Here is a 26,601-nt window from a genome sequence, read left to right on the forward strand (position 1 = left end):
GATTGGTCTGCTCTTCGCGCAAGCGCTCATCGGCGTTCCAGCACGGCGAACGTCAGCGTCGCCTTCGCCGCCAGACGGTCCCGGCCCGCGTCGAAAACGTCGACCGATGTGACGATCAGGCGGCGGCCCGCACGCACCACAGTCGCCTCCGCCCGCGCGGGACCCTCGATGATCGGCGCAAGGAAGTGCACGTTCATGTCAGCGGTGGTGACATCGTTGCCTGCGCCGGAGACGTTGCCCGCCAGGCGTCCCGCCGCGATGTCGATCAGCGTCGCCACCAGGCCGCCCTGAATGGCGCCGCGGACGTTGACGAGGTCAGGGCGGTTGTCCATCTCGATGACGAGCCGCTGCGCGGTGTCCTCGACGTCTCGCATCTCCAGCCGCTTCAGCAGGTGTTCCGGTTCGGTCACCGCCGTACGGTAACACCATTACCGCTGGTCGAGGCGGCGCCCGCTACTTCAGCGCCTCGGTGGGAACCCCAAAGCGCTCCTGGTAGGTCGCGACCTGCGCGCGAACCTCATCGGCGTCCAGCCCGGTGTCCGCCCATGTGTAGCGGGCGCCGCCACGGTCGCCGGGGTTGGCGGCGAGATGGTCGCGCATCCGCTGCTCGGCAACAGGTGTGAGGTCACGGCCCAGCGCGGCGTACAGCGCGTGGATGGTCGCGAACGGGTCGGCGATGAAGTCGGCGAATTGCACGTCGACGAGCTGGCCTGGGCTCAGCACCCCAGAGTCGCGGACCTTCATGGAGCGTTCCAGCCCGACGACGATCTCCTCGCACGACTGCTGCGCGCACTCGCGGATGTCGTCGTGCTCGGAGGCCAACCGGCGCACGTGCTGGGTGAGCGCGGCAATCGACGATATGACGTTCAGCGGGTCGCGGTGGGTCTGAACGATCACGGCGTCGGGATACTCACCGATCAGGGTGTCGAGCTGCCACAGGTGCGCTGGTGACTTCAGAAGCCACTGGCCCGGAACCCCAGACTGTAAGTGCTGGAGGAAGATTCGGTGATACCGGTAGGCGTTCCGATGGTCGGCCTCGTGGAGTAGCCACCGGTAGTAGGTGGGCAGTCGGTACTGCACCGAGAAGATCATGCTGCAGAACTGGGCGGCCGAGATGCGCACACACTCCTGGCCGACCAGCGCGCCCATCGGATGGCGGGCCAGGAGTCCGGGCACCAGCTGCTCGGACATCTCGATGTTCGCCTGCGTCGCCGCGATCCTGGGATCGGTGGCATAGGTCTCCGGTCGTGGGAGGGGCCACGGTGCGTCGACCTCCCACGTCAGCGGGGGCCTAAGGTCGGGGTCCTGGGCCAGCAGGTCGAACAGGATCGTGGTGCCGGTCCGGGGCTGGCCGACGATGAAGATGGGCCGTTCCACAGGTGTCGCGGCGACCGCGGGATTCTCCTTGCGCCACTGCGTGATCCGCAACCGATTGGTCAGCGGCCCGACGATGTCCATCACCGCTATCTCGACGCCCAGGTCGGACAGCTTGGCCTCGTTGACGAGCCCGTCGCACAGCATCTCAAGGTCGGCGCGCCAGCCGTCGGGTTCGCCGAAGTCGTCGCTGCCCGCCGCATCACACGCAAGGGCGATCAGTGCTTCGGGTTCGAATCTGTTCGTCATTTCGCTGCACCCGTGTGCACGGTGACGGTCACATCGGGAGCGTCCGGATTGTCCAGCCAGCGCAGCACCACGAAGCCGCGGTGATGACCGCCGGTGTCGAGCCAGTGTCCGTGGCCGAAGTCCCTGGCGCCGATGGCGATCCGAACCCTTCCGTCAGCGTCGGCGCTGACGCCCTTGTTGGTTACCGAGCTGTGTCTGCGCCGCGGTTCGATGCACTCGTGCCAGATGTTCTCCAGCGTGACGTTCCAGTACCGAGTCTCGGGTGGCGCGAATTCGAGCACAAGCGTCTCGTCCTCGCCGAGCCCGAACGTGCCGATCATGTACAGGTTGTCAGGCGTGGTGTCTGCGGCACCGAGGTCAGCGGCCTCGGCGGTCAGCAGCACGTTGGGTTGCGTCAGCAGCTCGGGCTTGATGGTGCGGTGCAGGGTGGCCAGCTTGAAGATGGTCCACGCCATCGCGGTGAACTGTTCGGCCACTTCGTCATCCGTCAGAACACGCGGAGCCGCGGCGCCGAGCGTCGCGATGTGCAGCGTGGCGGGGGCCTCGGTAGCGGTGTCGCCGACGTACTCGCGGACCACGATCGACGCGGCGTCCGCGGGAATCTGGAGCCACTGCGCACCGTCGAGTTCGGCGGGTGAGGGTTCGTCCGCGGACACCACAACGGCGAACGCGTCCCCGTCGAGGTGCAGGTCGGTATCGCTGAGATAGGCCGCCATGCGGCGTGGCGTCATCCCGGTGCCCGCGAGTACCTGCATGCCGAGGTACGCGGTGCCGCCGCGTGTTCCGGTGACGCGGTAGCGGCGGTCACCGCGGATCATGGCGAGCAGATAGCGGCCGTCGGGGTTGGGGCCGCCGACAAGCCGGGTTGGCGAGCACATGTCGAAGAACCACGGCAGATCCGGGTCGGCCTCGACCGACAGCTCCGAGCACAGGGCCGTCACGCGCGACACCACCCGCAACCCGTCCAGCAGCTCCCGTTCATCGCGCGCGTCGGCGGTCACGACGGCCGTGACGTCATCGATCATCTTGCGGACGAACTGCCAGGCTTCCAGCGCCTTCGGGGCGCGATCTTCGCTCATATGAGACATAGTCTCATATGAAACTACGTCTCGCGGGTCAATTGAGAGCCCGTAGACTCATCAACGAAATGAGCGAACCGATCGCACTCAATGTGCGCAAGCGTCAGGTCACCCGCAATCGCATCGCGGCGGCCGCCGCCACGCTGGTGGCTGCGGACGGGCTCAGTGCCACCACGGTCGAGCAGATCGCGGCCGAGGCTGAGGTCGGCCGCGCGACGTTCTTCCGGTACTTCTCCTCCAAGGAGGACGCCGTCGCCGATGGCATGACGCGGCACTGGCTCGACGTCATCACCGCGCAGTTGGCCGCCCAGCCTCCGGAGATGTCGGCCCGCGACGCGGTCGCCGCGGCGTTTCACGACCTCGGCGACGGTTTCGGCGCCATCAGCGCCCAGGTTCGAGAGCTCGCCACCTTGACCCGCTCATCGCCGGCTCTCAGTGCGTGGACGCTGCAGATCTATGTGGGCTACGAGGTCGCGATCGCCGACCTGGTGGCGCCAAGGCTGCGCGACCTGCGCCCCGACGATCCCCGGCCGAGACTCATCGGTGCGCTGGCGATGGCCTCGGTGCGCATCGCCCTCGACGACTGGCTGCGCCACGGTGGGTCGCTGCCGGACCGCGTGCGCACCGCGCTGGCCGCACTGACGGTCGGCTGACCATTTAGGCTGGTCCCATGTCCGTCCGCACTGCCCTTCGCTCTGGTGAGCTGTCCGCGACCCTTCCCGTACCCGCCTCGATCCCCAGGCCGGAGTACGCCTGGAAGCCGACGGTGGTCGAGGGCAGCGAACCCTGGGTGCAGACGCCCGAGGTGATCGAGAAGATGCGCGTCGCAGGCCGGATCGCGGCGAACGCATTGGCGGAGGCGGGCAGGGCCGTGGCCCCCGGCGTCACCACCGATCACCTGGACCGTGTGGCGCACGAATACATGCTCGACCACGGCGCCTATCCATCCACGTTGGGCTACAAGGGCTTTCCGAAGTCGTGCTGCACGTCGCTCAACGAGATCATCTGCCACGGGATCCCCGACTCGACAGTGATCCAGGACGGCGACATCGTCAACATCGACGTCACCGCCTACATCGACGGTGTGCACGGTGACACCAACGCCACCTTCCTGGCCGGCGACGTGTCCGAGGAGCACCGTCTGCTCGTCGAGCGCACCCACGAGGCGACCATGCGGGCGATCAAAGCCGTCAAGCCGGGGCGCGCGCTGTCGGTCGTCGGGCGCGTCATCGAGTCGTACGCGAACCGGTTCGGCTACAACGTCGTTCGCGACTTCACCGGCCACGGCATCGGCACCACGTTCCACAACGGCCTCGTCGTCCTGCACTACGACCAGCCAGAGGTCGAGACCATCCTCGAACCCGGGATGACGTTCACCATTGAGCCGATGATCAACCTCGGCTCGCTGGACTACGAGATCTGGGACGACGGCTGGACGGTTGCGACCGTCGACAAGAAGTGGACCGCGCAGTTCGAGCACACGCTGGTGGTCACCGACGACGGCGCGGACATCCTCACACTCGCCGAATGAACCCGCGAGCAGACACAAAACTGCCCATTTCTCGCGTAAATAGGGCAGTTTTGTGTCTGCTCGCGGGGGAACGATGAGTGGCTCAGCGCTGCTGATCGCGGGGACGACGTCGGACGCGGGCAAGTCGATGGTCGTCGCAGGCCTCTGCCGGTTGCTGGCGCGCAGGGGTATCCGCGTCGCGCCGTTCAAGGCGCAGAACATGTCGAACAACTCCGCGGTCACCGCCGACGGTGGTGAGATCGGCCGCGCGCAGGCGATGCAGGCACGCGCGGCGGGGTTGGCGCCCAGCACCCGGTTCAACCCAATCCTGCTCAAGCCGGGATCCGACCGGACATCGCAGCTCGTCGTGCGTGGCAAGGTGACGGGGTCGGTCAGCGCCGGCGACTACTTCACTCACCGCAGCCGGCTCGCCGAGGTGGTGATCGACGAACTCACCTCGCTACGAGGCGAATTCGACGCCGTGATCTGCGAGGGTGCGGGTTCACCGGCAGAGATCAACCTGCGCGCCACCGACCTGGCCAACATGGGTCTGGCGCGTGCCGCGGAGCTGCCGGTGGTGGTGGTCGGCGACATCGACCGCGGCGGACTGCTGGCGCACCTGTTCGGCACCGTAGCGGTGCTCGAGCCCGAGGACCAACGGCTCATCGCCGGCTTCATCGTCAACAAGTTTCGCGGTGACGCCGCACTGCTCGCACCCGGCCTTGACCAACTGCGTGACCTCACCGGCAGGCCCACCTACGGCGTGGTGCCCTACAGCGAGGGCCTGTGGCTGGATGCCGAGGACTCACTGTCGGTGCACGCTCACCGTGCCGTGGGAGTGCCCCAGGCGCCGCGCGGCACGGGCTGGCTGCGGGTCGCCGCCATCAGGCTGCCGCGCATCTCGAACACCACCGACGTGGAGGCGCTGGCGTGTGAGCCGGGGGTGCTGGTGCGGTGGGTCACCGACCCCGCCGACCTCGCCGATGCCGACGCGGTGGTCCTTCCGGGAAGCAAGGCGACTGTGTCCGATCTGACCTGGCTGCGGGAGCGGGGCCTGGCCGACGGCGTCATCGCGCACGCCGCCGCCGGCCGGGCGGTACTCGGGGTGTGCGGCGGCTTTCAGATGCTGTGCCGCCGGATCGACGACGCCGTCGAATCCGGCCGCGCCGATGTCGCCGGTCTGGGCCTGCTGGACGCCGATATCGTGTTCGACCCGGTCAAAACCCTGCAGCACTGGGATGAGCCGTTGTCCGGGTACGAGATCCACCACGGTCAGCTCACCCGTCACGCCGAGGACGACTGGCTGTCAGTGGGGATTCGGCACGACCACGTCTACGGCACGCATTGGCACGGGCTGCTTGACAACGACGAGCTGCGCCGTCGGTGGCTGACCGACGCGGCACAGGCGGCGGGCCGCGACGACTTCGAGGTCGCCGCCGACATCGACGTCACCGCGCGTCGCGACGGTCAACTGGACCTGATGGCCGATCTGCTCTGCGAGCACGTCGATGTCGACGCCCTCATGGGCCTGCTGAGCGGGGGCCCACCGCCACGGCCGGTGATCACCTCGGCGCTGGGTTAGCCTGGCGTCATGAGCGCCCTGCGGGTGGCTGTCATCGCGATCATCGCCTTGGCAACCGGCAGCTGCGCGAATTCGGTCGAGGGAACGGCGACCTGGCCCGGCGCCCGCATCGAGCAGGCCGTCCTGACTGCGGACGACTTCCCGCCGGGTGTGACCTATGACCGCATGAACAAGGACCCGGCCGCCTCCGACGCGTCGGGCGGGCTGCCCGCGATGCTGTCCAGCCCGAAGGGATGCTCGGACGGGCTGAGCCGGGTGATCTCCGCGTCGGCTGAGCGCGGTGCGGGCAGCGCAGTCGAGTACGTCGTCGGCTACGACGGCGCCCGCATTCTGATGACGGTGTTGTCGTGGCCGCTGGACCTCGACGGGCTGGCCGCAGAGGCGGAGCGGTGCGCACGGTTCGAGACGTTCTTCGACACAGCGTCCCCGGGCATTCCGATGGCGACCACCCGGTTGGACACCTCGCGTGAGCAGACACTGGCCTATCGGCAGACGATGACACTGGGCTCCGGTGACAGCAGTGTCTACTTCTGGTTCGCCAACGCTGGGGAGTCGGCGGTTTTCGCCGTTGCGTTCCCGACTCCCAACCCGACGATCGCCGTCAAAGCCGCTTTGCCGCAGACTTTTCTGGATATCGCGGCAAAGCAGACCGACCGTCTCGCGGACCGTTGAGCCCTGGGCGAACGCACGCCGAAACCAGCCCCCAACATGATCAGTTTCCCTGTAGCGTGGCCGAATGCCCTCGACCGTGATGACCGTCGACGGGATACCCGCTGCCGTCGATGTGTCCGGCCCGGACAACGGGGCCGTCGTGGTGCTGCTCGGGGCGGCCCACCAGGGACCGGCGGCGTATGACGGCGTGTGTCAGCGGCTGCACACCGCATCGCTGAAGACTGTCGTGATTGGGCCGGATCCACGCCTGTCGGCAAAGGCGGTGATCGGCATCCTCGACACGCTCGGCGTCCGGTGGGCATTGCTGGTGGGCGACCGACTCGGTGGTGAGCTGGCCTGGGAACTCGCCGCGACCCGCCTGGACCGCTTCATCGGGCTGGTGGTCGTTGACCGGGGTCACCCACGCGTGGCCGATCAGACCGGCCTGATCCGCGACAATGCCTGTCCACCGGTCGAGGTCAACACGACCGCCCTGGTCAGCTCCCCGGCGGCACGTTCGGTCGCGAAGGCGAGCCAGCGTTTCGTGTACGGCGACTACCGCGTGGTCGAGCTGCTCGGGCGTCGCAGCGCGCAGGAATCCACGGCCCAGTTGGCGGCCGAGATCGTGATGCGAACCAGCACCTGGTGAGGGTCAGCGGGCCGACACTACTGAACGATCAGCGTGCCGTGCATCGATGGGTGATACGTGCAGTGAAACGGATACGATCCGGGCTCGGTCGGTGCGGTGAACGATCCGTCGGCGTTGCCCTCGATGTGGACATCGAACGCGCCCGCGGTGTCGGAGGTGACGGAGTGTTCGGCCGAGTCATTGTTGGCCACGCTGATCTGTGCTCCGGGCGGCACGGTGATCGGGTCACCGAAGCTGTGGCTGGCAATGGTGATCTTCGCCGCCGACGCGGGGGTTGCGGTCGATCCGTAAGTGCTGGCGGGGCCCGACGATCCACACGCTGCGGCGAGGACCGTAGCAAGGCACATCACCGCCCAGAGCGCACGGCGCCGGACGAGCGGGAAAGTCATTCGTGACCTCATGTGAGAGACACGGTCGGGGGGTCGAAATGGTTCAGTTCCCCAGCGCCCTGTCCTCACGAATTATCGAGGATGACCTCTTCGCCGGTCGGTGTGATCTCGACCTGCTTGATCGGCCCGGTGAACCACTTCTTCACCGACACGTGCCAGTAGATGTAGAGCAGGATCAGGACGCCGCCCACCAGCAGCGGGGTGTAGTTGACGTACTTCCACTCGAAGGAGTCGCCCCAGAACACACCACCCGAGGACGTCGGGAACATGGCGATGGCCGAGGTGATGATGATCTCGACGACCGCGACGGGTGCCATCCACTTGTGATGGCCGCGCAGGTTCCACTTGCCGACCTGGAAGTCGTCACCCATTCGCCAGCGCAGGTAGATCGGCACCGCGAAGCACAGGTACAGACCGACGACGCCGATTGAGACCACCGCGAAGAACGCCACGGGCACCGGTGCGCCGTTGATGTCGACCTCGACGAGGGCGGGCAGGGTTATCGCGGCCGCGAGCACCGCCGTGACGACGACGCCGTTGGCGGGCACCTTCTTGGCACTGACCTTCGACCACAGTTGGTGCCCGGGCACCGCGCGGTCCCGGCTGAACGCGAACAGCATGCGCGATGCGCTCGTCTGGCACGCCGTGGTGCAGAAGAACTGGCCCGCAGTCGAGATGAGCAGCACGATCACCACCCACTGGGAGTCCAGCGCCTGATTGAAGATCCCGACGACGGCACCGCCGCCCGCCGACACCGCCTCGGCGTCGTTGACCGCGAACAGGAACGACAGCAGCAGGATCCAGCCGCCGATCGCGGAGTAGAAGATGGACCGCCAGATGCCCTTGGCCGCGCCGTCGGCTGCGCTCTTGGTCTCCTCGGACAGGTGTGCCGACGCGTCGTAGCCCGTGATCGTGTACTGCGTCAGAATCGCCGAGATCGGCAACACGAATAGCAGCACGCCGATGCCGGACATCTCACCGCCGAACATGCCGCTGTTGTTGATGGTCTGGGTGAACACATCACCGAAACTGGCGTGCTGTTCGGGCAGCAGGAAGAGGATCAGGATGACCGCGGCCGCACCGGCGACGTGCCACCACACCGAGACGTTGTTGATCACCGCCAGCAGGTGCGACGAGAAGATGTTGATCGTCGCCGAGACTGCCAGGATGATGACGAACAGGATGAAGGTCCTAGTCAGGCTGTATCCAGCCAGCCAGGTCTCGCTGAACGTGCCGAGCGTGAGGTCCAGGAACGTGGCGCAGCCGTAGGACACCGACGCCAGGATGGCGATCAGGCCGATCAAGTTGAGCCAACCGGTGTAGAAGCCTGCCTTGGGGCCACCGAGCTTGGCCGCCCACCAGTAGATTCCGCCCGACGTCGGGTACGCCGACACCAGCTCCGACATGCACAGGCCGATGATCAGGATGAACACCGAGACGATCGGCCAGCCCCACGCGATGGCAGCGGGCCCGCCGTTGTTCCAGCCGAGGCCGAACGACGTGAAACAGCCCGCCAGGATCGAGATGATCGAGAACGAGATGGCGAAGTTGGAGAAGCCGGACCAGGACCGGTTCAGTTCCTGCGTGTAGCCCAGCGAGGCGAGGTGTAACTCGTCGTCATTCAGTGCTTCGTGACCCTCTGGCACGGTGATCTCCTTTTAGGCGGCACATGATCTAGGGGGACAATAAGGCTCCATTGGTCTGGTGTCCTACCTTTGGCGGTGACAGTTGTGTAAATCCGCTTCATCTTTAATGGTGGGATGGGATCCAATGGTTGAATTTCCGGCATGTCTGACAGGGGAGCGCACGTGACGTCGAAGACGAGCACCGGCAAGGGCATGCTGTCGCAAACCGAGCTGGAGGGCCTGATCGCGGCCGGTGACGTGGACACCGTGGTCGTGGCGTTCGCCGATATGCAGGGCCGGCTCACCGGTAAACGCATCTCGGCGCGGCTGTTCGTCGACGAGGTCGCTGCGCACGGAGCGGAGTGCTGCAACTACCTGCTCGCCGTCGACGTCGACAACAACACCGTCGACGGGTACGCGATCTCCAGCTGGGAGACCGGGTACGGCGACATGGTGATGACACCGGACTTCTCGACATTGCGGCTGCTGCCGTGGCTGCCCGGCAGCGCGCTCGTCATGGCCGACCTGTCCTGGACTGACGGCACCACGGTGACGCAGGCGCCGCGCAGAGTCCTGCGCACGCAGCTCGACCGGCTCGCCGAGCGGGGCATGGGTGCGGTCGCCGCCACCGAACTCGAGTTCATGGTGTTCGACGACACCTATCGCGACGCGTGGAAGTCCGATTACCGCAACCTGACGCCCGCCACCGACTACAACGTCGACTACGCCATGCTCGCCTCGACCCGAATGGAACCGCTGCTGCGCGATATCCGCCTGGGCATGGAGGGTGCGGGCATGTACTGCGAGGGTGTCAAGGGCGAGTGCAACCTGGGGCAGCAGGAGATTGGGTTCCGGTACGACGACGCGCTGGTCACGTGTGACAACCACACCATCTACAAGAACGGCGCCAAGGAGATCGCCGATCAGCACGGCAAAAGTCTGACATTCATGGCGAAATACGATGAGCGCGAAGGTAACAGCTGTCACATTCACATCTCGTTTCGAGGCATCGATGGCGACGCGGTGTTCGCCGACGAGTCCGATCCGCTTGGCATGTCCAAGATGTTTCGCAGCTTCATCGCGGGCCAACTCGAGACATTGCGCGAACTCACGATGTTCTATGCACCGAACATCAACTCCTACAAGCGGTTCGCCGACGGAAGCTTCGCCCCCACCGCCGTCGCATGGGGCCTGGACAACCGCACCTGCGCGCTGCGCGTGGTCGGACACGGGAGCGGTCTGCGGATGGAGTGCCGCGCGCCCGGAGGTGACGTCAATCAGTACCTGGCCGTGGCGGCGCTGATCGCGGGCGGACTGCATGGCATCGACGCGGGCCTCGAGCTTCCTGACCCGTGCGAGGGCAACGCGTACACCAGTGGTGCAGAACGTCTTCCGACGACCCTGGCCGAGGCCGCCGAACTCTTCGGGTCATCGGCAGTGGCACGCGCGGCGTTCGGTGACGACGTCGTCGACCACTACCTGAACAACGCGCGCGTCGAACTCACCGCGTTCAACTCGTCTGTGACTGACTGGGAGAGGCGCCGTGGGTTCGAACGTCTCTAGGCCGGTTCTGGGTCTCACCACCTATCTGCAGCAGGCGCAGACCGGCGTGTGGGACGTGCGCGCCAGCTTCCTGCCCGCCATCTACGTCCAGGGCGTCACCAATGCCGGCGGCATCGCCGCGCTCCTGCCGCCGCAGCCTGTCGACGACGACATCGCAGGCCGGGTGCTCGACGGTCTCGACGGACTCGTCATCACGGGAGGCCGCGACGTCGACCCCGCCACGTACGGTCAGGCGCCGCATCCGACGACTGACCAGCCGGCAGACGATCGGGACGCCTGGGAGTTCGCGCTGTTGCGGGGTGCGCTGGCGCGTCGTCTTCCGGTCCTCGGAATCTGCCGCGGCGCACAGGTTCTCAACGTGGTGCTCGGCGGTACGCTGCACCAGCACCTGCCCGACGTGGTGGGACACACCAGGCACCAGGCGGGCAACGCCATATTCACCACCTCGAGTATCAGGACCGTGCCCGGGACCCGGGTGGCCGGGCTCGTCGGTGAGTCCATCGATGCCCAGTGCTACCACCACCAGGCGATCGCCACGCTCGGTCGCGACCTCGTGGTCAGCGCCTCGGATACCGTCGACGGCGTTATCGAGGCGGTGGAGATCGACACGACAGCCCACCCGGACTCGTGGGTTGTCGCGGTGCAGTGGCATCCCGAAGAACGACTCGATGACCTACGGCTGTTCGCCGGAGTCGTCGAGGCAGCCCAGACGTATTCGATGAGGAGAGTGAACGCATGACGGCCACCCAGGTGATCAACCCGGCGACCGAGGAGGTGCTGCAGACCGTCGAGCACCTTGACGTCGAGGCCACCGACGACGCGATCGCCCGGGCCAAGGTCGCCCAGAGGGCCTGGGCCAAGCTCGCTCCCGCCGAGCGTGCCGCGGGACTGCGTGCCTTCGCCGCCGTCGTCGACGCGCACGTCGACGAACTCGCGGCGCTCGAGGTGGCGAACTCGGGCCACCCCATAGGCAACGCGGAGTGGGAGGCCGGCCACGTCCGCGATGTCCTGCAGTTCTACTCGGCGAGCCCAGAGCGCCTGACCGGCAAGCAGATACCGGTCGCCGGTGGCCTCGACGTGACGTTCAACGAGCCGCTCGGCGTGGTCGGCGTCATCACACCGTGGAACTTTCCGATGACGATCGCGGCGTGGGGTTTCGCGCCCGCGCTTGCGGCGGGTAACGCCGTCCTGGTCAAGCCCGCGGAGTGGACGCCGCTCACGACCGTCCGGCTCGCGGAACTCGCTGCCGAGGCCGGGTTGGATCCAGATCTCTTCCAGGTACTGACCGGTCGCGGGTCGGTGATCGGGGAGCGGTTCGTCACCCACCCCGATGTGCGCAAAATCGTCTTCACAGGTTCCACTGAGGTGGGCACGCGAGTGATGGCAGGCGCGGCAGCCCAGGTCAAGCGGGTCACTCTGGAACTCGGTGGCAAGAGTGCCAACATCGTGTTCGACGACTGCGATCTCGAGCGAGCGGCGGCCACCGCGCCCTACGGCGTTTTCGACAATGCCGGCCAGGACTGTTGCTCGCGCAGCCGGATCCTGGTGCAGCGCAACGTCTACGACCGCTTCATGGAGCTGTTCGAGACGGCGGTGAAGGGTGTTGCCGTCGGCGACCCCACGGCTCGCGGCACCGAGATGGGCCCCCTGGTGTCCAAGCCGCACTGGGAGTCCGTCGCTGCCTATGTTCCCGACGATGCGCCCGTGGCGTTCCGCGGTTCGGCACCGACGGGGCCGGGCTACTGGTTCCCACCGACCGTTCTGACGCCGCAGCGCAACGACCGCACCGTCACCGAGGAGATCTTTGGACCGGTGGTCACCGTGCTGCCGTTCGACGACGAGGCCGATGCCATCGAGCTGGCCAACGACACCCCGTATGGTCTGTCGGGTTCGATCTGGACCGAGAACCTGTCCCGCGCGGTGCGGGTGTCGCGGGCCGTCGAGGCCGGGAACCTCAGCGTGAACTCGCACTCATCGGTGCGATACAGCACGCCGTTCGGCGGCTTCAAGCAGTCGGGGCTGGGCCGCGAGCTCGGACCGGACGCACCGTTGCACTTCACCGAAACCAAGAATGTGTTCTACGCGATCGGAGAGAACTGAATGGACCTGACCCAGCGACTGAAGGACAAGGTCGCCGTCATCACCGGCGGCGCCAGCGGCATCGGACTGGCGACGGCCAAGCGCATGCGGGCCGAGGGCGCCATCGTCGTCATCGGTGACGTCGACTCGACCACAGGCAAGTCCGTCGCCGACGACTTGAACGTCACCTTCGTCCAGGTCGACGTCTCGGATCAGGTCGCGGTCGATCGATTGTTCGACACCGCGGTCGAGGTGCACGGTGGGGTCGACATCGCCTTCAACAACGCCGGCATCAGCCCGCCGGAGGACGACCTGATCGAGAACACCGGCATCGACGCGTGGGACCGGGTGCAGGACATCAACCTCAAGTCGGTGTTCTTCTGCTGCAAGGCCGCACTGCGGCACATGGTTCCGCAGCAACGCGGCTCGATCATCAACACGGCGTCTTTCGTCGCGGTGATGGGATCGGCGACGTCGCAGATCTCCTACACCGCGTCGAAGGGCGGGGTACTGGCCATGTCGCGTGAACTCGGGGTGCAGTACGCGCGTCAGGGTATCCGGGTCAACGCACTGTGCCCGGGTCCGGTGAACACCCCGCTGCTGCAGGAACTCTTCGCCAAGGACCCCGAGCGGGCCGCTCGTCGACTGGTGCACGTTCCGGTTGGGAGGTTCGCCGAACCCGAGGAACTCGCCGCCGCTGTCGCATTCCTTGCCAGCGACGACGCCTCGTTCATCACCGCGTCGAGCTTCCTCGTCGACGGTGGCATCAGTGGTCACTACGTGACGCCGCTCTAGCACCATGACCAATCCCGATCCGATGCCCAGCTCTGAGACGCTGCTGCGCCCGGTGCGGCTGGGTAACGCGTTCGAGGACACGGTGGGTCGGCTGCTGGAGACCATCAGGCTCGGTCTGCTGGCGCCCGGCGAATCCCTGCCCCCGGAACGTGAGCTGGCCGTCCGGCTTGGTGTCAGCCGCGACACTGTCCGCGAGGCCATCAAGTCGCTGGCCGAGGCGGGCTACCTCGTCTCTCGGCGCGGTCGGTACGGCGGCACGTTCCTGGCCGAGGAACTGCCCTCGACGAGCGCGGAGGGCATCCGGTTCAGTCGCGCAGACATCGACGATGCCCTGCGGCTTCGCGAGATCCTCGAGGTGGGCGCGGCGCGGATGGCGGCGAGTCGAACGCTCACCGCCACCGAGCGCGAGACGCTGTGGACCCGGCTGGCCGACGTGCGTGACGCCGAACCCGAGGACTACCGCAGGCTCGACTCGCGGCTGCATCTAGCGATCGCCGAGGCGGCGGGGACGCCGTCGGTCGTGCCATTGGTCGCGGACAACCGGATGCGCCTCAACGAGCTGCTCGACCAGATCCCGCTGCTGGCCCGCAACATCGCCCACTCCGACGAACAGCACGAGGCCATCGTGATGGCCATCCTGGCCGGTGACGGTGAGCGAGCCGCGGAGGTGATGACCGCCCACGTCTGGGGTTCGGCAGCCCTGCTGCACGGTTTCCTGGACTAAATTGCAGGTGTGGCGGATCGGACGGTGGTCAAGCGGGCCTCGTCGGCGCTGGCCGACGTCGACACCGGCGGCTGGGCACAGCGTTTCGATCTGTTGTCCGACCCGCACCGTCTGGAGATCCTGCTCAGCCTGCACCGCGCGCCCGGCATATGCGTCAGCGATCTCGCTGCCGCGCTGGGCAGGTCAGAGAACGCCGTGTCGCAGGCCCTCCGGGTGCTGCGCCAGCAGGGTTGGGTGACCAGTACCCGGGTGGGCCGTTCGGTGGCGTACCGGCTCGATGACGAAATCGTGCACGACCTGCTGCATTGGATCGGTGCGCGGCACGGCTGACACACCCAATCTGATTTGGCGGGCGGGGTGGCGAGTGATGTCATCTGTTCACCTAGACAGATGTGGTGCATGGTCTTAGTGTCGGATTGATGAGCGCCCAGGTCAGCGCAGTCAACCCCACACCGCGCGAATCAGCGTCGACTCCGAGCTTCCAGCGGGCGGACTGGACGTCGATCGCTGTGATCGGTGCCGTCGTCCTCCTGCTGCATCTCGTCGGATGGGGTGTGCTGGTCCTGGCCGTTGCACCGCAACACATCACGCTCGGATCGGCGGGAGTGTTCGGCGTCGGCCTTGGGGTGACGGCCTACCTGCTCGGAGTGCGCCACGCCTTCGACGCCGATCACATCGCCGTCATCGACAACACCACCCGGAAACTGGTCGGCGAGGGCAAGCGCTCGTTGAGCGCCGGATTCTGGTTCTCCCTAGGGCATTCCAGCGTTGTGTTCGGTCTGGCGCTGCTGCTCGCTCTCGGAGTGCGCGCTCTCGTCGGTCCGGTGCAGGACCAGGGTTCGCCGATGCTGCAGACCCTCGGGCTCATCGGGTCCCTGGTCGCCGGGACGTTCCTCATCCTGATCGGCCTCACCAATCTGTTCGCCGTGTTCGGTATCGCCAAGGTGCTGCGCACGATGCGCACCGGCGAGTTCGACGAGGCCGAACTCGAACGGCAGCTGCACAGCCGCGGCTTCCTGGCCCGGTTGCTCGGCCGGGTTATGCGGCGCGTCGACAAGCCGTGGCACCTCTACCCGGTCGGTCTCCTGATGGGTCTGGGCTTCGACACCGCCACTCAGGTGGCGCTGCTGGTGCTGGCGGCGGGCACGGCGGCATTCACGTTGCCCTGGTACGCCATCCTCGTGCTGCCAGTCCTGTTCGCGGCGGGTATGAGCCTCTTCGACGCGCTCGACGGCATCTTCATGGCCCGCGCCTACGGCTGGGCGTTTCTCAAACCGGTCCGCAAGGTCTACTACAACCTGACTGTGACAGTGCTGTCGGTGCTCGTCGCACTCGTCATCGGCGTCATCGTCCTCGCGGGACTGCTGGCCGATCGTCTCGGCGTCGAGACTGGGCCATTGGCGTTCGTGGGGTCAGCCGACCTCGAGATGGTCGGCTTCATGATCGTCGGGCTGTTCGTCGTGGCCTGGCTGATCGCCTTGGCCGTCTGGCACTTCGGTCGGATCGAGGAACGGTGGAGCCCGCCCGTCACCTAGCCGAGGTCGCGGCCCCAGGATTCGTATCACGCACACTATGTAGATATGGAACCGCTGAAGCGGACGGACTGGAGCCTGAGGCTAGAACCGGATGCCGCACGGTGACGAATTCCAGTGAGACTGACTGTGTAACAACATATCTCAACTACACCTGTACCGTTCTGGGTCGCGATGTTGAATCGGGTGGCAACGGGTGGGGTCATGAACGGTGGACCGCCCGGCAACCTGCCTGTCGCCCTGAAACCGCAACGGGAGCAGGCATTTCTGTGAAGTTGCTGTGATGCCGTGGACCCAGGTCCGCATTGCTGCTACATAGTGCGCGTGATATAGGTACGGTATGCAAAATTCGCCGACAGATGGCGGCGCCAGCGAATGCATCGGCGGATTTCTGGATGAGGCGGTGGACCTGACGGTGCGGTTCCTAGCCGACCGTGCCGAATTGAGCCCGTCCGCGGCGTACGCGGTGAACAGGGTGTGTCGGGAGGGCCCGATCCGGTTGACGGCGCTGGCGGCCAAGGAGGGGATCAGTCAACCGTCGATGACTCAGCTGGTCCAGCGGCTGGAGCGGCAGGATCTGGTCACCAGGCTCGCCGACCCAGACGATGGCCGCGCAGCCCTCATCGGAATAACCGAGCATGGCCAGGAAGTTCTGGACGCTCGGAGGCAAGTCCGCCGGGAACGCCTGGGGGAGTTGTTGGCGACGCTGACGCCCGAGGAGGAGAGCGCATTGTGGCTTGCCGCGCGGGTCGCATTTCCCCTTCTCGTTCGGCTGGCCGCCGAGGCCGACGGTTGTCCCGAAGCCGAACCAGCCACCAGCGGAAGGCATTCCGATGGGTAGCGTGCTGAAGAAGGTATGGATTCCGCTGGTGCTGGTCGTCGTATTCGCGATCTCGGGCTTGGTCGTCTCGCGATTGCACGGCAAGTTCGCCTCCGAGGATCTCAACGCCAACGCCGGTGCCGGCATCGAGATCGTGCAGTTCAACCCGAAGGTCATGGTCTACGACGTGTACGGCCCGCCGGGCACCACTGCCCAAATCAGCTACTTCGATCCCGACGCGAATGTGCATCTGGTCAACGTGCCGCTGCCCTGGTCGGTCACATTGTCGACCACGTTGCCCACCGTCAGCGCCAATCTCATGGCACGCAGCGACGGCGACGAGATCGGTTGCCGCGTCACAGTGAACGGAGTCGTCCGTGAGGAGAAATCAGCCAATGGGGTCAACGCCCAGACCTACTGCCTGGTGAAGTCCGCATGACCCATACCACGCCCCCGGCCGTCGCTGCCGACCAACACAATCGGCCACGCTTCGCGCACGCGCTGCGCATCCTCGCAGTGCCGATCATCCTGTTCTGGATCGCCTTTGCCGTCGTCGTGAACGTTGTCGCGCCGCAACTCGAGGTCGTCGGTGAGCTCCATTCGGCTCCGATGGCGCCCGAGGACGCGCCTTCGATGAAGGCGATGAAGCTGATGGGTGCAAACTTCGGCGAGTTCGACTCCAACAGCACGATCATGGTGGTCATCGAGGGCCAACAGGCACTCGGCCCCGATGCTCACCAGTACTACGACGAGATCATCCGCAAGCTGCGCCAGGATCCCGAACACATCCAGCACATCCAGGACTTCTGGGGTGACACGTTGACGGCGGCCGGTGCACAGAGTGCCGACGGCAAGGCCTCCTACGTGATGCTGAACCTGGCCGGCGAGCAGGGGCAAACACTGGCCAACGAGGGCGTTCAGGCCGTTCGCGAGGTCATCGCCGATACGACGGCACCGCCAGGCGTGCAGGCCTACGTCGCGGGTCCGGCATCGCTCACCGACGACCTACACGTCATCGGAAATGCCAGCCTGGCAACGATCACCCTGCTCACCCTTGTAGCGATCGCCGGCATGCTGCTGGTCGTCTACCGCTCGATCGTCACAACGCTCATCCAGCTGTTCCTCACGTTCCTCGGACTGCTGACGGCGCGCGGAGTCGTGGCCGTACTGGCCAGTCATGGCGCGTTCGGACTGACGACGTTCGCGGGCAACATCCTGACGATGCTGGCGATCGCGGCGGCCACCGACTATGGCATCTTCCTGTTCGGCCGCTACCGCGAAGCGCGCGGTATGGGGGAGGACCGCGAGGACGCCTACTACACCACGATCAAGTCGGTCGCTCCCATCATCGTGGGCTCGGGTCTGACCATCGCCGGGGCCACGTTCTGTCTGAGCTTCGCGCGGCTGCCCTATTTCAGCACCATGGGCGCACCCGTCGCGATCGGCATGATCGTGGTCGTGGCGATTGCCGTCACGCTCGGGCCGGCCGTCCTCTTTCTCGGTAGCCGGGCGGGACTGTACGAATCCAAACGCCCTCCCCAGAGCCGGTTTTGGCGGCGCATCGGCACGGCCGTGGTCCGCTGGCCAGCACCCATCTTCGTGGCGAGCCTCTTCGTGGTGCTGATCGGCTTGGTGGCCATTCCGGGCTACAAGCCGGCCTATAACGACCGCTACTACCTGCCACAGGACGCTCCGACGAACATAGGCTTCGCCGCCGCCGACCGGCACTTCTCACAAGCCAGGATGAACCCGGACATCCTGATGGTCAATGCCGATCACGACATGCGGAACCCCGCCGACATGTTGGTGCTGAACGCGGTGGCACGCAACGTCATGCACACCGAGGGCATCGCCATGGTGCAGAACATCACCCGGCCGCTTGGGATTCCGATCCAGCACAGCTCGATTCCGTTCCAGACCAGTGTTCAGGGACAGACGAACAATATGAACCTGCCGTTCCAGCGGGACCAGCTGGCCAACACGCTCAAAATGGCTGACGCAACGCAGGTCTCGATCGACATCCTGGAGGAGCAGTACCAACTCTCGCTCAAGCAGACCGCACTCACGCAGGACTCGGCGGCCAAGTCGCAGGAACTGCTCGCGATCACCGCGAAAGTACGAGACAACATCGCGAACTTCGATGACCAGTTCCGGCCGATGCGGAACTATTTCTACTGGGAGCCGCACTGTTTCGACATCCCCCTGTGCGCTGCGGCGAGGTCGCTTTTCGATTCCCTCGACGGGATCAGCGAACTGACTGACGCGACGGGGGCGGTGCAGGGCAACACCGACCAATTGGCGGCGCTGGCTCCTCAGTTGACGGCACTTCTGCCACAGACCATCGCGTCGATGAAGACCAGTAGAGACCTGTCGCTGGCGTCCTACAATTCGCAGAAGGCGCTGCTCGACCAGTTGGAGGCATCCAACGACACCGCCTTGGCGATGGGTGCGGCGTTCGACGACGCAAAGAACGACGACCTCTTCTATCTGCCCCCGGAGGCCTTCCAGAACCCCGACTTCGAGCGCGGGCTCAAGATGTTCATGTCACCGGACGGCAAGTCAGCGCGAATGTTCATCACGCACGAGACCGATCCCGCGACAACCGAGGGAATCAGCCGGATCGACTCGATTCGCAAGGCCGCGCAGGATGCCTTGAAGATGACGTCGCTGTCGGACGCGAAGATCTACCTCGGCGGGGTGGCCGCGACCTACAAGGACATGTCGGACGGCGCCAGGTACGACCTCATGATCGCCGTGGTGTCGTCACTGACGTTGATCTTCATGATCATGCTCATCCTGACCCGAAGCGCGGTGGCATCGCTGGTCATCGTCGGCACGGCGGCCAGCTCGATTGCCGCGTCATTCGGTATCTCGGTGCTGATCTGGCAGGACCTGTTCGGTATCCAGGTGCAGTGGCTCGTCATGCTGATGTCCGTCATCATCCTGCTGGCGGTGGGATCGGACTACAACCTGCTGCTGGTCTCGCGATTCAAGGAGGAGATCCACGCGGGCCTCAAGACCGGCATCATCCGCTCCATGGCGGGTACGGGTGGTGTGGTCACATCAGCCGGGCTGGTGTTCGCGGCCACGATGGCGGGGATGATGGGCAGCCAGCTGATCGTGCTGGCCCAGATGGGTTCCACGATCGCCATCGGACTGTTGGTCGACACGTTCATCGTGCGTTCTCTGCTCATGCCGTCGATCGCGACACTGTTGGGCCGGTGGTTCTGGTGGCCGCAGGTCGTGTATCCGCGGGGTGACAACCACTTTCGGAAGTCGCCGCCGTCGCCACCTCCCAACGATGACGTGGACACAGCGGCACTTCCGGTGCAAGCGTAGGCGCGCAGGCTGGTGTCGTGAGTCGCTGATTGGTCGGAATGCTCGACTGGGCCTTCCAACGTGACGCCACTGCGAAAGAGTCGCGACTTTTTCGCAGTGCGTTTACGTTCGGTGGCGTGATCCACTCATGAGTAGGCGGGAGCTAGTCGAGGCCCAGCAGCGCGTTCTCGACGACCTCGGACAGCGCCGGGTGAATCCAGTACTGGCCCTTGGCAACCTCTTCGGCCGTCTGGCCCAGGCTCATCGCCTGGATGAGCGGCTGGATGAGCGAGGACGCCTGGTAACCCATCAGGTGCGCGCCCAAGATCAGGCCGGTCGAGCGGTCGGCGATCACCTTGGCGATCCCGGTCTTGTCCTCCATGGCCCAGCCGTAGGCGGTGTCGCCGTAGTTCTGCACCTTGACCGCGATATCGACGCCTTGCTCACGGGCCTGCGCCTCGGTGAGCCCGACCGTGGCGATCTGGGGGTCGGTGAACACCGCCGACGGGACGAAGCGGTGATCGGAGGCGACCATCGACGCGGTGTCGTCCCAGTCGAGGAGCAGATTGCGTCGCACGACCCGCATCTCGTGGTTGGCGACGTGCTTGAGCTGGTAGGCCGACGACACGTCACCGAGTGCGAAGATGCCAGGCGCGGTGGTCCGCTGGTACTCGTCGACCACCACCATGCCGTTCTCGTCGACTGCCACACCGGCAAGGTCGGCGTCGAGCAGATCGCCGTTGGCGATGCGCCCGGTGGCGACCAGGAGCATGTCGGCGGTGATCGTGTCACCGTCATCGAGTTCCAGGACGATGCTGTCCCCGTCGTGATGTGAGCCGACGATGTTCTCGCGGGTGCGCACATTCCACTTCGCCTTCGCGAGTTCGGTGAACCGGTGACACAGCGTCTCGTCGCAGTGGGTGAGCAGGCCGTCGCCGCGCACCACGATGGTCACCTGCACGCCGAGCGCGGAGAACACGTGCGCGAACTCCGCGGCGACGAATCCGCCGCCGACTATCACCAGATGTTCGGGCAGCTCCGGGATCCGCATGATGGTGTCGCTGGTCTGGTAGTCGACGCCGCAATCGACGATTGCCGGGGGAACATTGATGCGCGAGCCCGCGGCGATCACCACCTTGTCTGAGGTGAACTCCTCACCCGCGTCGGTGCGCAGCGTGTATCGGCCGTCGGGCTGGGTGGGTCCGAACCGCGTGTGGCTGCGGTACAAATCGACGCCTGGCAGACCGCGTTTGTAGTCTTCGCCGCCCTCGGCGATCGGATCGATGCGGCTGAAGACCCGCGACACGATATCGCGCCACCGCACACCGTCGATGGTCGCGTCGATGCCGTAAACCTTTGCGTGCCGGATGGTCTGGGCCACCTCGGCGGCGTACACGAACATCTTGGTGGGGATGCAGCCAACGTTGAGGCAGGTGCCGCCGAACGTGCCCTGCTCACAGATCGCGATCCGCATGTCGGCGTAGCGCGGGTCGGCGGCGGGATCGGGAATGCTGTTGCCAGAGCCGGTTCCGATGATGGTCAGGTCGTAGTGCTCCACGCGTATCAGCCTTGTCCGGTTTGAGTGCAGGGGGGAGAGATGGTTTCGTCGGGTTGGTCGTCTCTTGTGTCGTCGCGGCCGGTGTCGAGGAAACGCTGCAGCCACCGATCCAGCTCGCGGTAGGCGGCAGCGCGTGGCTGCGCCAGCGAGAGAAACACATCGTGCTTGGCATCGACGATGGGGGCGACGGTGGTGTGGTTTCCGACGCAGCCGGCCCATCGTGCGATCTGTGTGACGTCCAGGACGGCATCACCGCGCTGGATTGCCTCGGGATCGGGCGCCTCGGCAACGCTGTGGCCCGAGCGCAGAATCAGGTTCGGGACGCCGACGTCGAGCCCGCGGTGCAGCCGGGCCTGACCGCGACGGACCGCATTGATCCACCCCAACGTGACGGGGAAACCGCCGAGTGGTTTCCACTCCAGGTCGTAGTCGAACTCGCCCGCGTAGTCGCGGTGCAGGCTCGTCCCGTACCCACCCTCGGTTGGTTTGCGGATGATGTGCAGCTTCCGCCAGCGGGCCAGCGCGGCGAGCGCGGCCGACGTGGGCGCCGACCGCAGGATCGCGGGCCCGTGCAGATCGAAGAACGGGCTGTTGAGCACCAACCCGTCGACATCGGTGGATGCGGCGCGCTGGCGAACCCGGTCGAGGAACAGCGACGCGATCAAACCACCCGCCGAGTGCCCGTACATGCACACCTGCGCCCCAGCGGTGTCGGTCGCGATGGCGTCGAGTGCACGGAGCAGTTCGGCGTCGTAGCTGGCCAGGTCGGTGGTGAAGTGCGGGGTCTGCCCGGTGCGCCATGATCGGCCGCACTTGTGCAGGTCGAGGGCGTAGAAGGTGAAGTCACGTTCGGCGAAACGGTCGGCGAGTTCGGTGTTGAAGAAGTAGTCGGTGTACCCGTGCAGTGCCAGGACGGCTCGGCGCGCAGTGCCCCCGTCGCCGCGGCGCACCAGCGTGGCGAAGAGATCTCCCTCACCATCGGGATCGATGCCGAGCGCAATGGTCTGTTGCCAGTAGCCGGGCAGCACATCGGGCTCCCACCGTGTCACGACAGCCACCTTAGCCGCGGGGAGTGTCGTCGCGGGGTACGGCAGGGCCGGTGGGCGGTGGGAAGCAGCGGGCGGCGGGATAACCTAGTGGTTACTGAGCCGTATTGATACGGGTGCGCGATCACGAAGGGCCGAAGAACAGGTGACTGAGGCAGCCAAGACAGCGAAGACCGACGTCGTACTGGTGGGCGCCGGCATCATGAGCGCCACCCTCGGCGCGCTGCTCCGACTGATGGAACCCGACTGGTCGATCACGTTGATCGAACGCCTCGACGGCGCCGCCGCGGAGAGCAGCGACCCGTGGAACAACGCGGGGACAGGTCACTCGGCACTGTGTGAGCTGAACTACACGCCGCAGCGCTCCGACGGCACGATCGACACCGCCAAGGCCGTCCACGTCAACGAGCAGTTCCAGGTGTCGCGCCAGTTCTGGGCGTATGCCGTCGAGAACGGTGTGCTGCCCGACGTCCGCAGCTTCCTCAACCCGATTCCGCACGTGAGCTTCGTGCACGGGGCAGGCAATGTCGACTATCTGCGCAATCGTCGCGAGGCACTGGTCACCAACCCCCTGTTCGCGACCATGGAGTTCATCGACGACCGCGACGAGTTCGCTCGCCGGCTTCCGCTGATGGCGGCCAAGCGGGACTTCTCCGATCCCGTCGCCCTGAACTGGACGCAGGCCGGCACCGACGTCGACTTCGGTTCGCTGTCAAGGCAACTGATCGGCTACACCGCCCAGCGCGGTATGACGACCCTGTTCGGCCACGACGTGCGTGACCTGCACAAGGAGTCCGACGGCACGTGGACGCTCGATGTGATCAACCGGCGCACTCGGGGCAAGCGGAAGATCAACGCCAAATTCGTGTTCGTGGGCGCTGGCGGTGGCGCGCTGCCGCTGCTGCAGAAGTCGGGCATCAAGGAGGCCAAGGGATTTGGCGGCTTCCCCGTCGGCGGCGAGTTCCTGCGCACCAACAACCCCGTGCTGGCCGCCGGTCACCAGGCCAAGGTGTACGGCGCTCCGCCGCTGGGTGCCCCGCCGATGTCGGTGCCGCACTTGGACACCCGTGTCATCAACGGCCGCTCGTGGCTGCTGTTCGGGCCGTTCGCGGGATGGTCGCCGAAGTTCCTCAAGCAGGGCAAGGTGACCGACCTCCCGCTGTCGGTCAAGGCCAACAACCTGGCATCGATGCTCGGTGTCGGTCTGACCGAGGTCAGCCTGGTCAAGTACCTGGTCAGCCAGCTTCTGCTCAGCGAGGACGACAGGGTCAAGGACCTGCGTGAGTTCGCTCCGAGCGCGACGGCCTCGGACTGGGAGCTCGATGTGGCTGGCCAGCGCGTCCAGGTGATCCGCAAGAAGGGTGCCGGCGGTGTGCTGGAGTTCGGCACGACGGTGCTGTCGGCCGAGGACGGCAGCATCGCGGGTCTGCTCGGTGCGTCCCCGGGTGCATCGACCGCCGTGCCCGCGATGTTCGACGTCATGGAGCGCTGCTTCCCGGATCGCTTCGAGACATGGCGGCCCAAGCTCAAGGAGATGGTGCCGTCCTTCGGTACCGAGCTCTCGGGGGCGCCGAAGCTGTACGAAGAGGTCTGGGACTGGGGCACAAAGGTGCTCAAGCTCGACGAGCCCAAGGCACAGGTCGCCGCAGCCCAGGCCGCGGCGTCGGTGTGATGGTCACCACGTGACGATCGCTCCGAGGCGTAGTTGGGCCAAGGACCTCGACGCGGCAACGCTGTACGAACTACTCAAGCTGCGCGTTGAGGTGTTCGTTGTCGAGCAGGCCACGCCGTATCCAGAACTCGATGGCCGCGACCTGCTGGCCGAGACGCGGCACTTCTGGTTGGAGGACACCGACGGCCGCGTGGTCTCGACGCTGCGGCTGATGGAGGAGCACCCGGGCGGTGAGAAGGAGTTCCGCATCGGTCGGGTGTGCACCAAGCGCGCCGAGCGCGGGCACGGACACACCAGCCGTCTGATGCAGGCCGCGCTCGCCGAGGTTGGCGACTACCCCTGCCGCGTCAACGCACAGACCTACCTCGAGGAGATGTACGCCAAGCACGGATTCATCCGTGACGGTGACGAGTTCCTCGACGACGGAATCCCGCACGTTCCGATGTTGCGCAATGGTGGTTCCCATGGCGGCTGAACCCGGTTACCCGTTCAGCGCGTTGGTGGGCCAGGACCGACTGCGACTCGCGCTGGTGCTCTGCGCGGTGCGACCCGAGATCGGCGGCGTGCTGATTCGCGGGGAGAAGGGCACCGCGAAGTCGACGGCGGTGCGGGCGCTCGCCGACGTGTTGTCCGCCATCGACGAGGACGCCAGGCTGGTCGAACTGCCGATCGGCGCCACCGAGGACCGCGTCGTGGGTTCGCTGGACCTGCAACGGGTTCTGCGCGACGGCGAGCACGCGTTCTCGCCGGGTCTGCTGGCCCGAGCACACGGTGGGGTCCTCTACGTCGATGAGGTCAACCTGCTGCACGACCACCTCGTGGACGTGCTTCTCGACGCCGCGGCGATGGGCCGGGTGCACGTCGAGCGAGACGGCGTCTCGCACAGTCACGATGCGCGGTTCATGTTGGTGGGCACCATGAATCCCGAAGAGGGAGAACTGCGTCCGCAGTTGCTCGACAGGTTCGGACTGACGGTCGACGTGCGCGCCTCGCGCGACGTCGACGTGCGCGTCGAGGTGATCCGGCGCCGGATGGACTTCGAGGCCGACCCGGCGGAATTCGCGTCGCGCTATGCCGACGAGGACGCGCAGCTCGCCAAATCCATTGCCGAAGCCCGCGCGTCGGTCGCCGATGTCGTGCTGCCGGACAGTGAACTACGTCGCATCGCAGCGCTGTGCGCGGCCTTCGACGTGGACGGTATGCGCGCCGATCTGGTGGTGGCCCGCACAGCGGTGGCTCACGCGGCGTGGCGCGGCTCTATCGCCGGGGCGAGCGAAGCGACGGGAAAAATAGTCGTTGAGGAACAGGACATTCGCGTGGCAGCCGAACTCGCGCTGCCGCACCGGCGTCGTCGCGATCCGTTCGACGACCCAGGTCTGGACCCCGATGTGCTCGACGAGGCCATGACGCAGGCCGGTGAATCGGCGGATGCCCCCGAGTCCGACCCCGATCCTGACCCAGACCCGCCCGGCGGTGGTGGCGCCTCCGAGCCCTCGGCCGGAGAGCCTCCCGCGGAAGGCAACTCGACTCGGCCGGGGTCGTCGGGATCGCGTCCGAACGCGCCGGCGTCGTCGACGTTCAAGACCAAGGCACTGGTGGTGCCCGGCGTCGGTGAGGGTGCCCCCGGCCGGCGTTCACGGGCGCGCAACCGCACCGGTACGACCGTGGCGGCCACCGAGGATCCTCGAGCCGGTCACGGCGTGCACCTGTTCGGCACGCTGCTGGCCGCGGCGGGGCACCAATCGGGCGCGGGGCGGATGTCGGTATCGCCAGACGATGTGCGGCGAGCGATCCGCGAGGGCCGCGAGGGCAACCTGGTGATCTTCGTGGTCGACGCCTCCGGTTCGATGGCAGCGCGCGACCGGATGGCAGCCGTCGGTGGCGCCACCCTGTCGCTGCTGCGCGATGCCTACCAGCGCCGCGACAAGGTCGCGGTGATCACGTTCCGCGGTCAGCAGGCACATGTCGTGCTGCCGCCGACGTCATCGGTGCACATCGCGAGCCGCCGCCTGTCCAACTTCGACACCGGCGGTAAGACGCCGCTGGCGCAGGGTCTGCTCACCGCGCGCGATCTCGTCCTGCGGGAGAAGGCGCGCGACCGTGCCCGGCGTGCGCTGGTGGTGATCCTCACCGACGGCCGCGCCACCGGGGGTGCCGATCCGCTGGGCCGCAGCAGGGCTGCCGCGGGGCTGCTGGCCGCCGAGGGCACCGCGGCTGTCGTGGTCGACTGCGAGACGTCCTACGTGCGACTGGGTCTGGCCGACGAACTCGCCCGACAACTGGGTGCGCCCGCGGTGCGCCTGGCACACCTGCGCGCCGATTCGCTCACCCGGCTGGTCACGGCCGGGACCGAACTCGCCGCCTGAACAACCGGTAGGGGAGACGC

25 protein-coding genes are annotated in these 26,601 nt (G+C 66.2%); 18 read left to right on the forward strand and 7 right to left on the reverse strand.

All coding sequences use genetic code 11. The features are described 5' to 3' along the window. Positions 1-26: 26 nt before the first annotated feature. The 3 genes from ACZY0X_RS22585 to ACZY0X_RS22595 are packed head-to-tail and all read right to left on the reverse strand — an operon-like array spanning position 27 to position 2,711. Positions 27-410: a PaaI family thioesterase gene (locus ACZY0X_RS22585; protein WP_354525029.1), complete on the reverse strand. Its 384-nt coding sequence runs from the start codon at positions 408-410 to the stop codon at positions 27-29. Positions 411-453: 43 nt separating this feature from the next. Continuing rightward, the gene (locus ACZY0X_RS22590; protein ID WP_463773591.1) at positions 454-1,623 is read right to left on the reverse strand and encodes a sulfotransferase family protein; all 1,170 of its coding nucleotides are present in this window, start codon (positions 1,621-1,623) and stop codon (positions 454-456) included. Then, a complete protein-coding gene (locus ACZY0X_RS22595; RefSeq protein ID WP_463773592.1) occupies positions 1,620-2,711 on the reverse strand; it encodes a DUF1214 domain-containing protein in 1,092 nt (363 codons plus the stop codon). The genes ACZY0X_RS22590 and ACZY0X_RS22595 overlap by 4 nt, the downstream gene beginning before the upstream one ends. Before the next feature lie 59 nt (positions 2,712-2,770). On the opposite strand from ACZY0X_RS22595, the gene ACZY0X_RS22600 reads away from it, so the two are divergent. From ACZY0X_RS22600 to ACZY0X_RS22620, 5 genes are all read left to right on the forward strand, one after another. Further along, positions 2,771-3,355, forward strand: a complete 585-nt coding sequence (locus ACZY0X_RS22600; RefSeq protein WP_463773593.1) for a TetR family transcriptional regulator — start codon at positions 2,771-2,773, stop codon at positions 3,353-3,355. Positions 3,356-3,372: 17 nt separating this feature from the next. After that, positions 3,373-4,233, forward strand: a complete 861-nt coding sequence (gene map / locus ACZY0X_RS22605; RefSeq protein WP_463773594.1) for a type I methionyl aminopeptidase — start codon at positions 3,373-3,375, stop codon at positions 4,231-4,233. Between the two features lie 73 nt (positions 4,234-4,306). Beyond that, a complete protein-coding gene (locus ACZY0X_RS22610; protein WP_463773596.1) occupies positions 4,307-5,794 on the forward strand; it encodes a cobyric acid synthase in 1,488 nt (495 codons plus the stop codon). Between the two features lie 9 nt (positions 5,795-5,803). After that, the gene (locus ACZY0X_RS22615; RefSeq protein WP_463773597.1) at positions 5,804-6,466 is read left to right on the forward strand and encodes a hypothetical protein; all 663 of its coding nucleotides are present in this window, start codon (positions 5,804-5,806) and stop codon (positions 6,464-6,466) included. Positions 6,467-6,530: 64 nt separating this feature from the next. Continuing rightward, entirely contained in the window at positions 6,531-7,094 is a 564-nt protein-coding gene (locus ACZY0X_RS22620; RefSeq protein ID WP_463773599.1) for an alpha/beta fold hydrolase, read from the forward strand. A gap of 17 nt (positions 7,095-7,111) precedes the next feature. On the opposite strand, the gene ACZY0X_RS22625 is transcribed toward ACZY0X_RS22620, so the two are convergent. Beyond that, on the reverse strand, positions 7,112-7,483 hold the full coding sequence (locus ACZY0X_RS22625) for a cupredoxin domain-containing protein (protein WP_463773600.1): 372 nt from the start codon (positions 7,481-7,483) through the stop codon (positions 7,112-7,114). A gap of 65 nt (positions 7,484-7,548) precedes the next feature. Then, positions 7,549-9,129, reverse strand: coding sequence for an amino acid permease (locus tag ACZY0X_RS22630; protein ID WP_463773602.1), 1,581 nt, complete (start codon positions 9,127-9,129; stop codon positions 7,549-7,551). 192 nt (positions 9,130-9,321) lie between these two features. Here ACZY0X_RS22630 and ACZY0X_RS22635 point away from each other — a divergent pair, with 192 nt between their 5' ends. The 10 genes from ACZY0X_RS22635 (at position 9,322) to ACZY0X_RS22680 (ending at position 19,960) form a co-directional block, all read left to right on the forward strand. Next, entirely contained in the window at positions 9,322-10,671 is a 1,350-nt protein-coding gene (locus tag ACZY0X_RS22635) for a glutamine synthetase family protein (RefSeq protein ID WP_463774088.1), read from the forward strand. Then, positions 10,652-11,410, forward strand: coding sequence for a gamma-glutamyl-gamma-aminobutyrate hydrolase family protein (locus ACZY0X_RS22640; protein WP_463773603.1), 759 nt, complete (start codon positions 10,652-10,654; stop codon positions 11,408-11,410). Before ACZY0X_RS22635 ends, ACZY0X_RS22640 begins: the two co-directional genes overlap by 20 nt. After that, entirely contained in the window at positions 11,407-12,771 is a 1,365-nt protein-coding gene (locus tag ACZY0X_RS22645; RefSeq protein ID WP_463773605.1) for an aldehyde dehydrogenase family protein, read from the forward strand. The genes ACZY0X_RS22640 and ACZY0X_RS22645 overlap by 4 nt, the downstream gene beginning before the upstream one ends. After that, entirely contained in the window at positions 12,772-13,545 is a 774-nt protein-coding gene (locus ACZY0X_RS22650) for a 3-oxoacyl-ACP reductase (RefSeq protein WP_463773606.1), read from the forward strand. 4 nt (positions 13,546-13,549) lie between these two features. Beyond that, on the forward strand, positions 13,550-14,269 hold the full coding sequence (locus ACZY0X_RS22655; protein WP_463773608.1) for a FadR/GntR family transcriptional regulator: 720 nt from the start codon (positions 13,550-13,552) through the stop codon (positions 14,267-14,269). Positions 14,270-14,278: 9 nt separating this feature from the next. After that, the gene (locus tag ACZY0X_RS22660; RefSeq protein WP_463773610.1) at positions 14,279-14,599 is read left to right on the forward strand and encodes an ArsR/SmtB family transcription factor; all 321 of its coding nucleotides are present in this window, start codon (positions 14,279-14,281) and stop codon (positions 14,597-14,599) included. A gap of 89 nt (positions 14,600-14,688) precedes the next feature. Beyond that, a complete protein-coding gene (nicT, locus tag ACZY0X_RS22665; RefSeq protein WP_463773611.1) occupies positions 14,689-15,804 on the forward strand; it encodes a Nickel transporter NicT in 1,116 nt (371 codons plus the stop codon). A 337-nt stretch (positions 15,805-16,141) separates the two neighbouring features. Then, on the forward strand, positions 16,142-16,642 hold the full coding sequence (locus ACZY0X_RS22670; protein WP_463773612.1) for a MarR family winged helix-turn-helix transcriptional regulator: 501 nt from the start codon (positions 16,142-16,144) through the stop codon (positions 16,640-16,642). Beyond that, complete coding sequence (locus ACZY0X_RS22675; protein ID WP_463773615.1) at positions 16,635-17,060, forward strand: MmpS family transport accessory protein; 426 nt, start codon at positions 16,635-16,637, stop codon at positions 17,058-17,060. Before ACZY0X_RS22670 ends, ACZY0X_RS22675 begins: the two co-directional genes overlap by 8 nt. Beyond that, a complete protein-coding gene (locus tag ACZY0X_RS22680; protein ID WP_463773617.1) occupies positions 17,057-19,960 on the forward strand; it encodes an MMPL/RND family transporter in 2,904 nt (967 codons plus the stop codon). Before ACZY0X_RS22675 ends, ACZY0X_RS22680 begins: the two co-directional genes overlap by 4 nt. 142 nt (positions 19,961-20,102) lie before the next feature. On the opposite strand, the gene mtr is transcribed toward ACZY0X_RS22680, so the two are convergent. Further along, positions 20,103-21,497: a mycothione reductase gene (mtr, locus tag ACZY0X_RS22685; RefSeq protein WP_463773618.1), complete on the reverse strand. Its 1,395-nt coding sequence runs from the start codon at positions 21,495-21,497 to the stop codon at positions 20,103-20,105. A 5-nt stretch (positions 21,498-21,502) separates the two neighbouring features. Continuing rightward, on the reverse strand, positions 21,503-22,546 hold the full coding sequence (locus tag ACZY0X_RS22690) for an alpha/beta hydrolase (RefSeq protein WP_463773619.1): 1,044 nt from the start codon (positions 22,544-22,546) through the stop codon (positions 21,503-21,505). Positions 22,547-22,688: 142 nt separating this feature from the next. On the opposite strand from ACZY0X_RS22690, the gene mqo reads away from it, so the two are divergent. The 3 genes from mqo to ACZY0X_RS22705 are packed head-to-tail and all read left to right on the forward strand — an operon-like array spanning position 22,689 to position 26,581. Then, positions 22,689-24,215: a malate dehydrogenase (quinone) gene (gene mqo / locus ACZY0X_RS22695; protein ID WP_463773621.1), complete on the forward strand. Its 1,527-nt coding sequence runs from the start codon at positions 22,689-22,691 to the stop codon at positions 24,213-24,215. Positions 24,216-24,225: 10 nt separating this feature from the next. Next, on the forward strand, positions 24,226-24,690 hold the full coding sequence (locus tag ACZY0X_RS22700; protein ID WP_463773623.1) for a GNAT family N-acetyltransferase: 465 nt from the start codon (positions 24,226-24,228) through the stop codon (positions 24,688-24,690). Continuing rightward, on the forward strand, positions 24,680-26,581 hold the full coding sequence (locus tag ACZY0X_RS22705; RefSeq protein WP_463773624.1) for a magnesium chelatase subunit D family protein: 1,902 nt from the start codon (positions 24,680-24,682) through the stop codon (positions 26,579-26,581). Before ACZY0X_RS22700 ends, ACZY0X_RS22705 begins: the two co-directional genes overlap by 11 nt. The last annotated feature ends 20 nt before the right edge of the window (positions 26,582-26,601 follow it).

The sequence above is a fragment of the Mycobacterium sp. IDUB_39 genome (assembly GCF_055419205.1).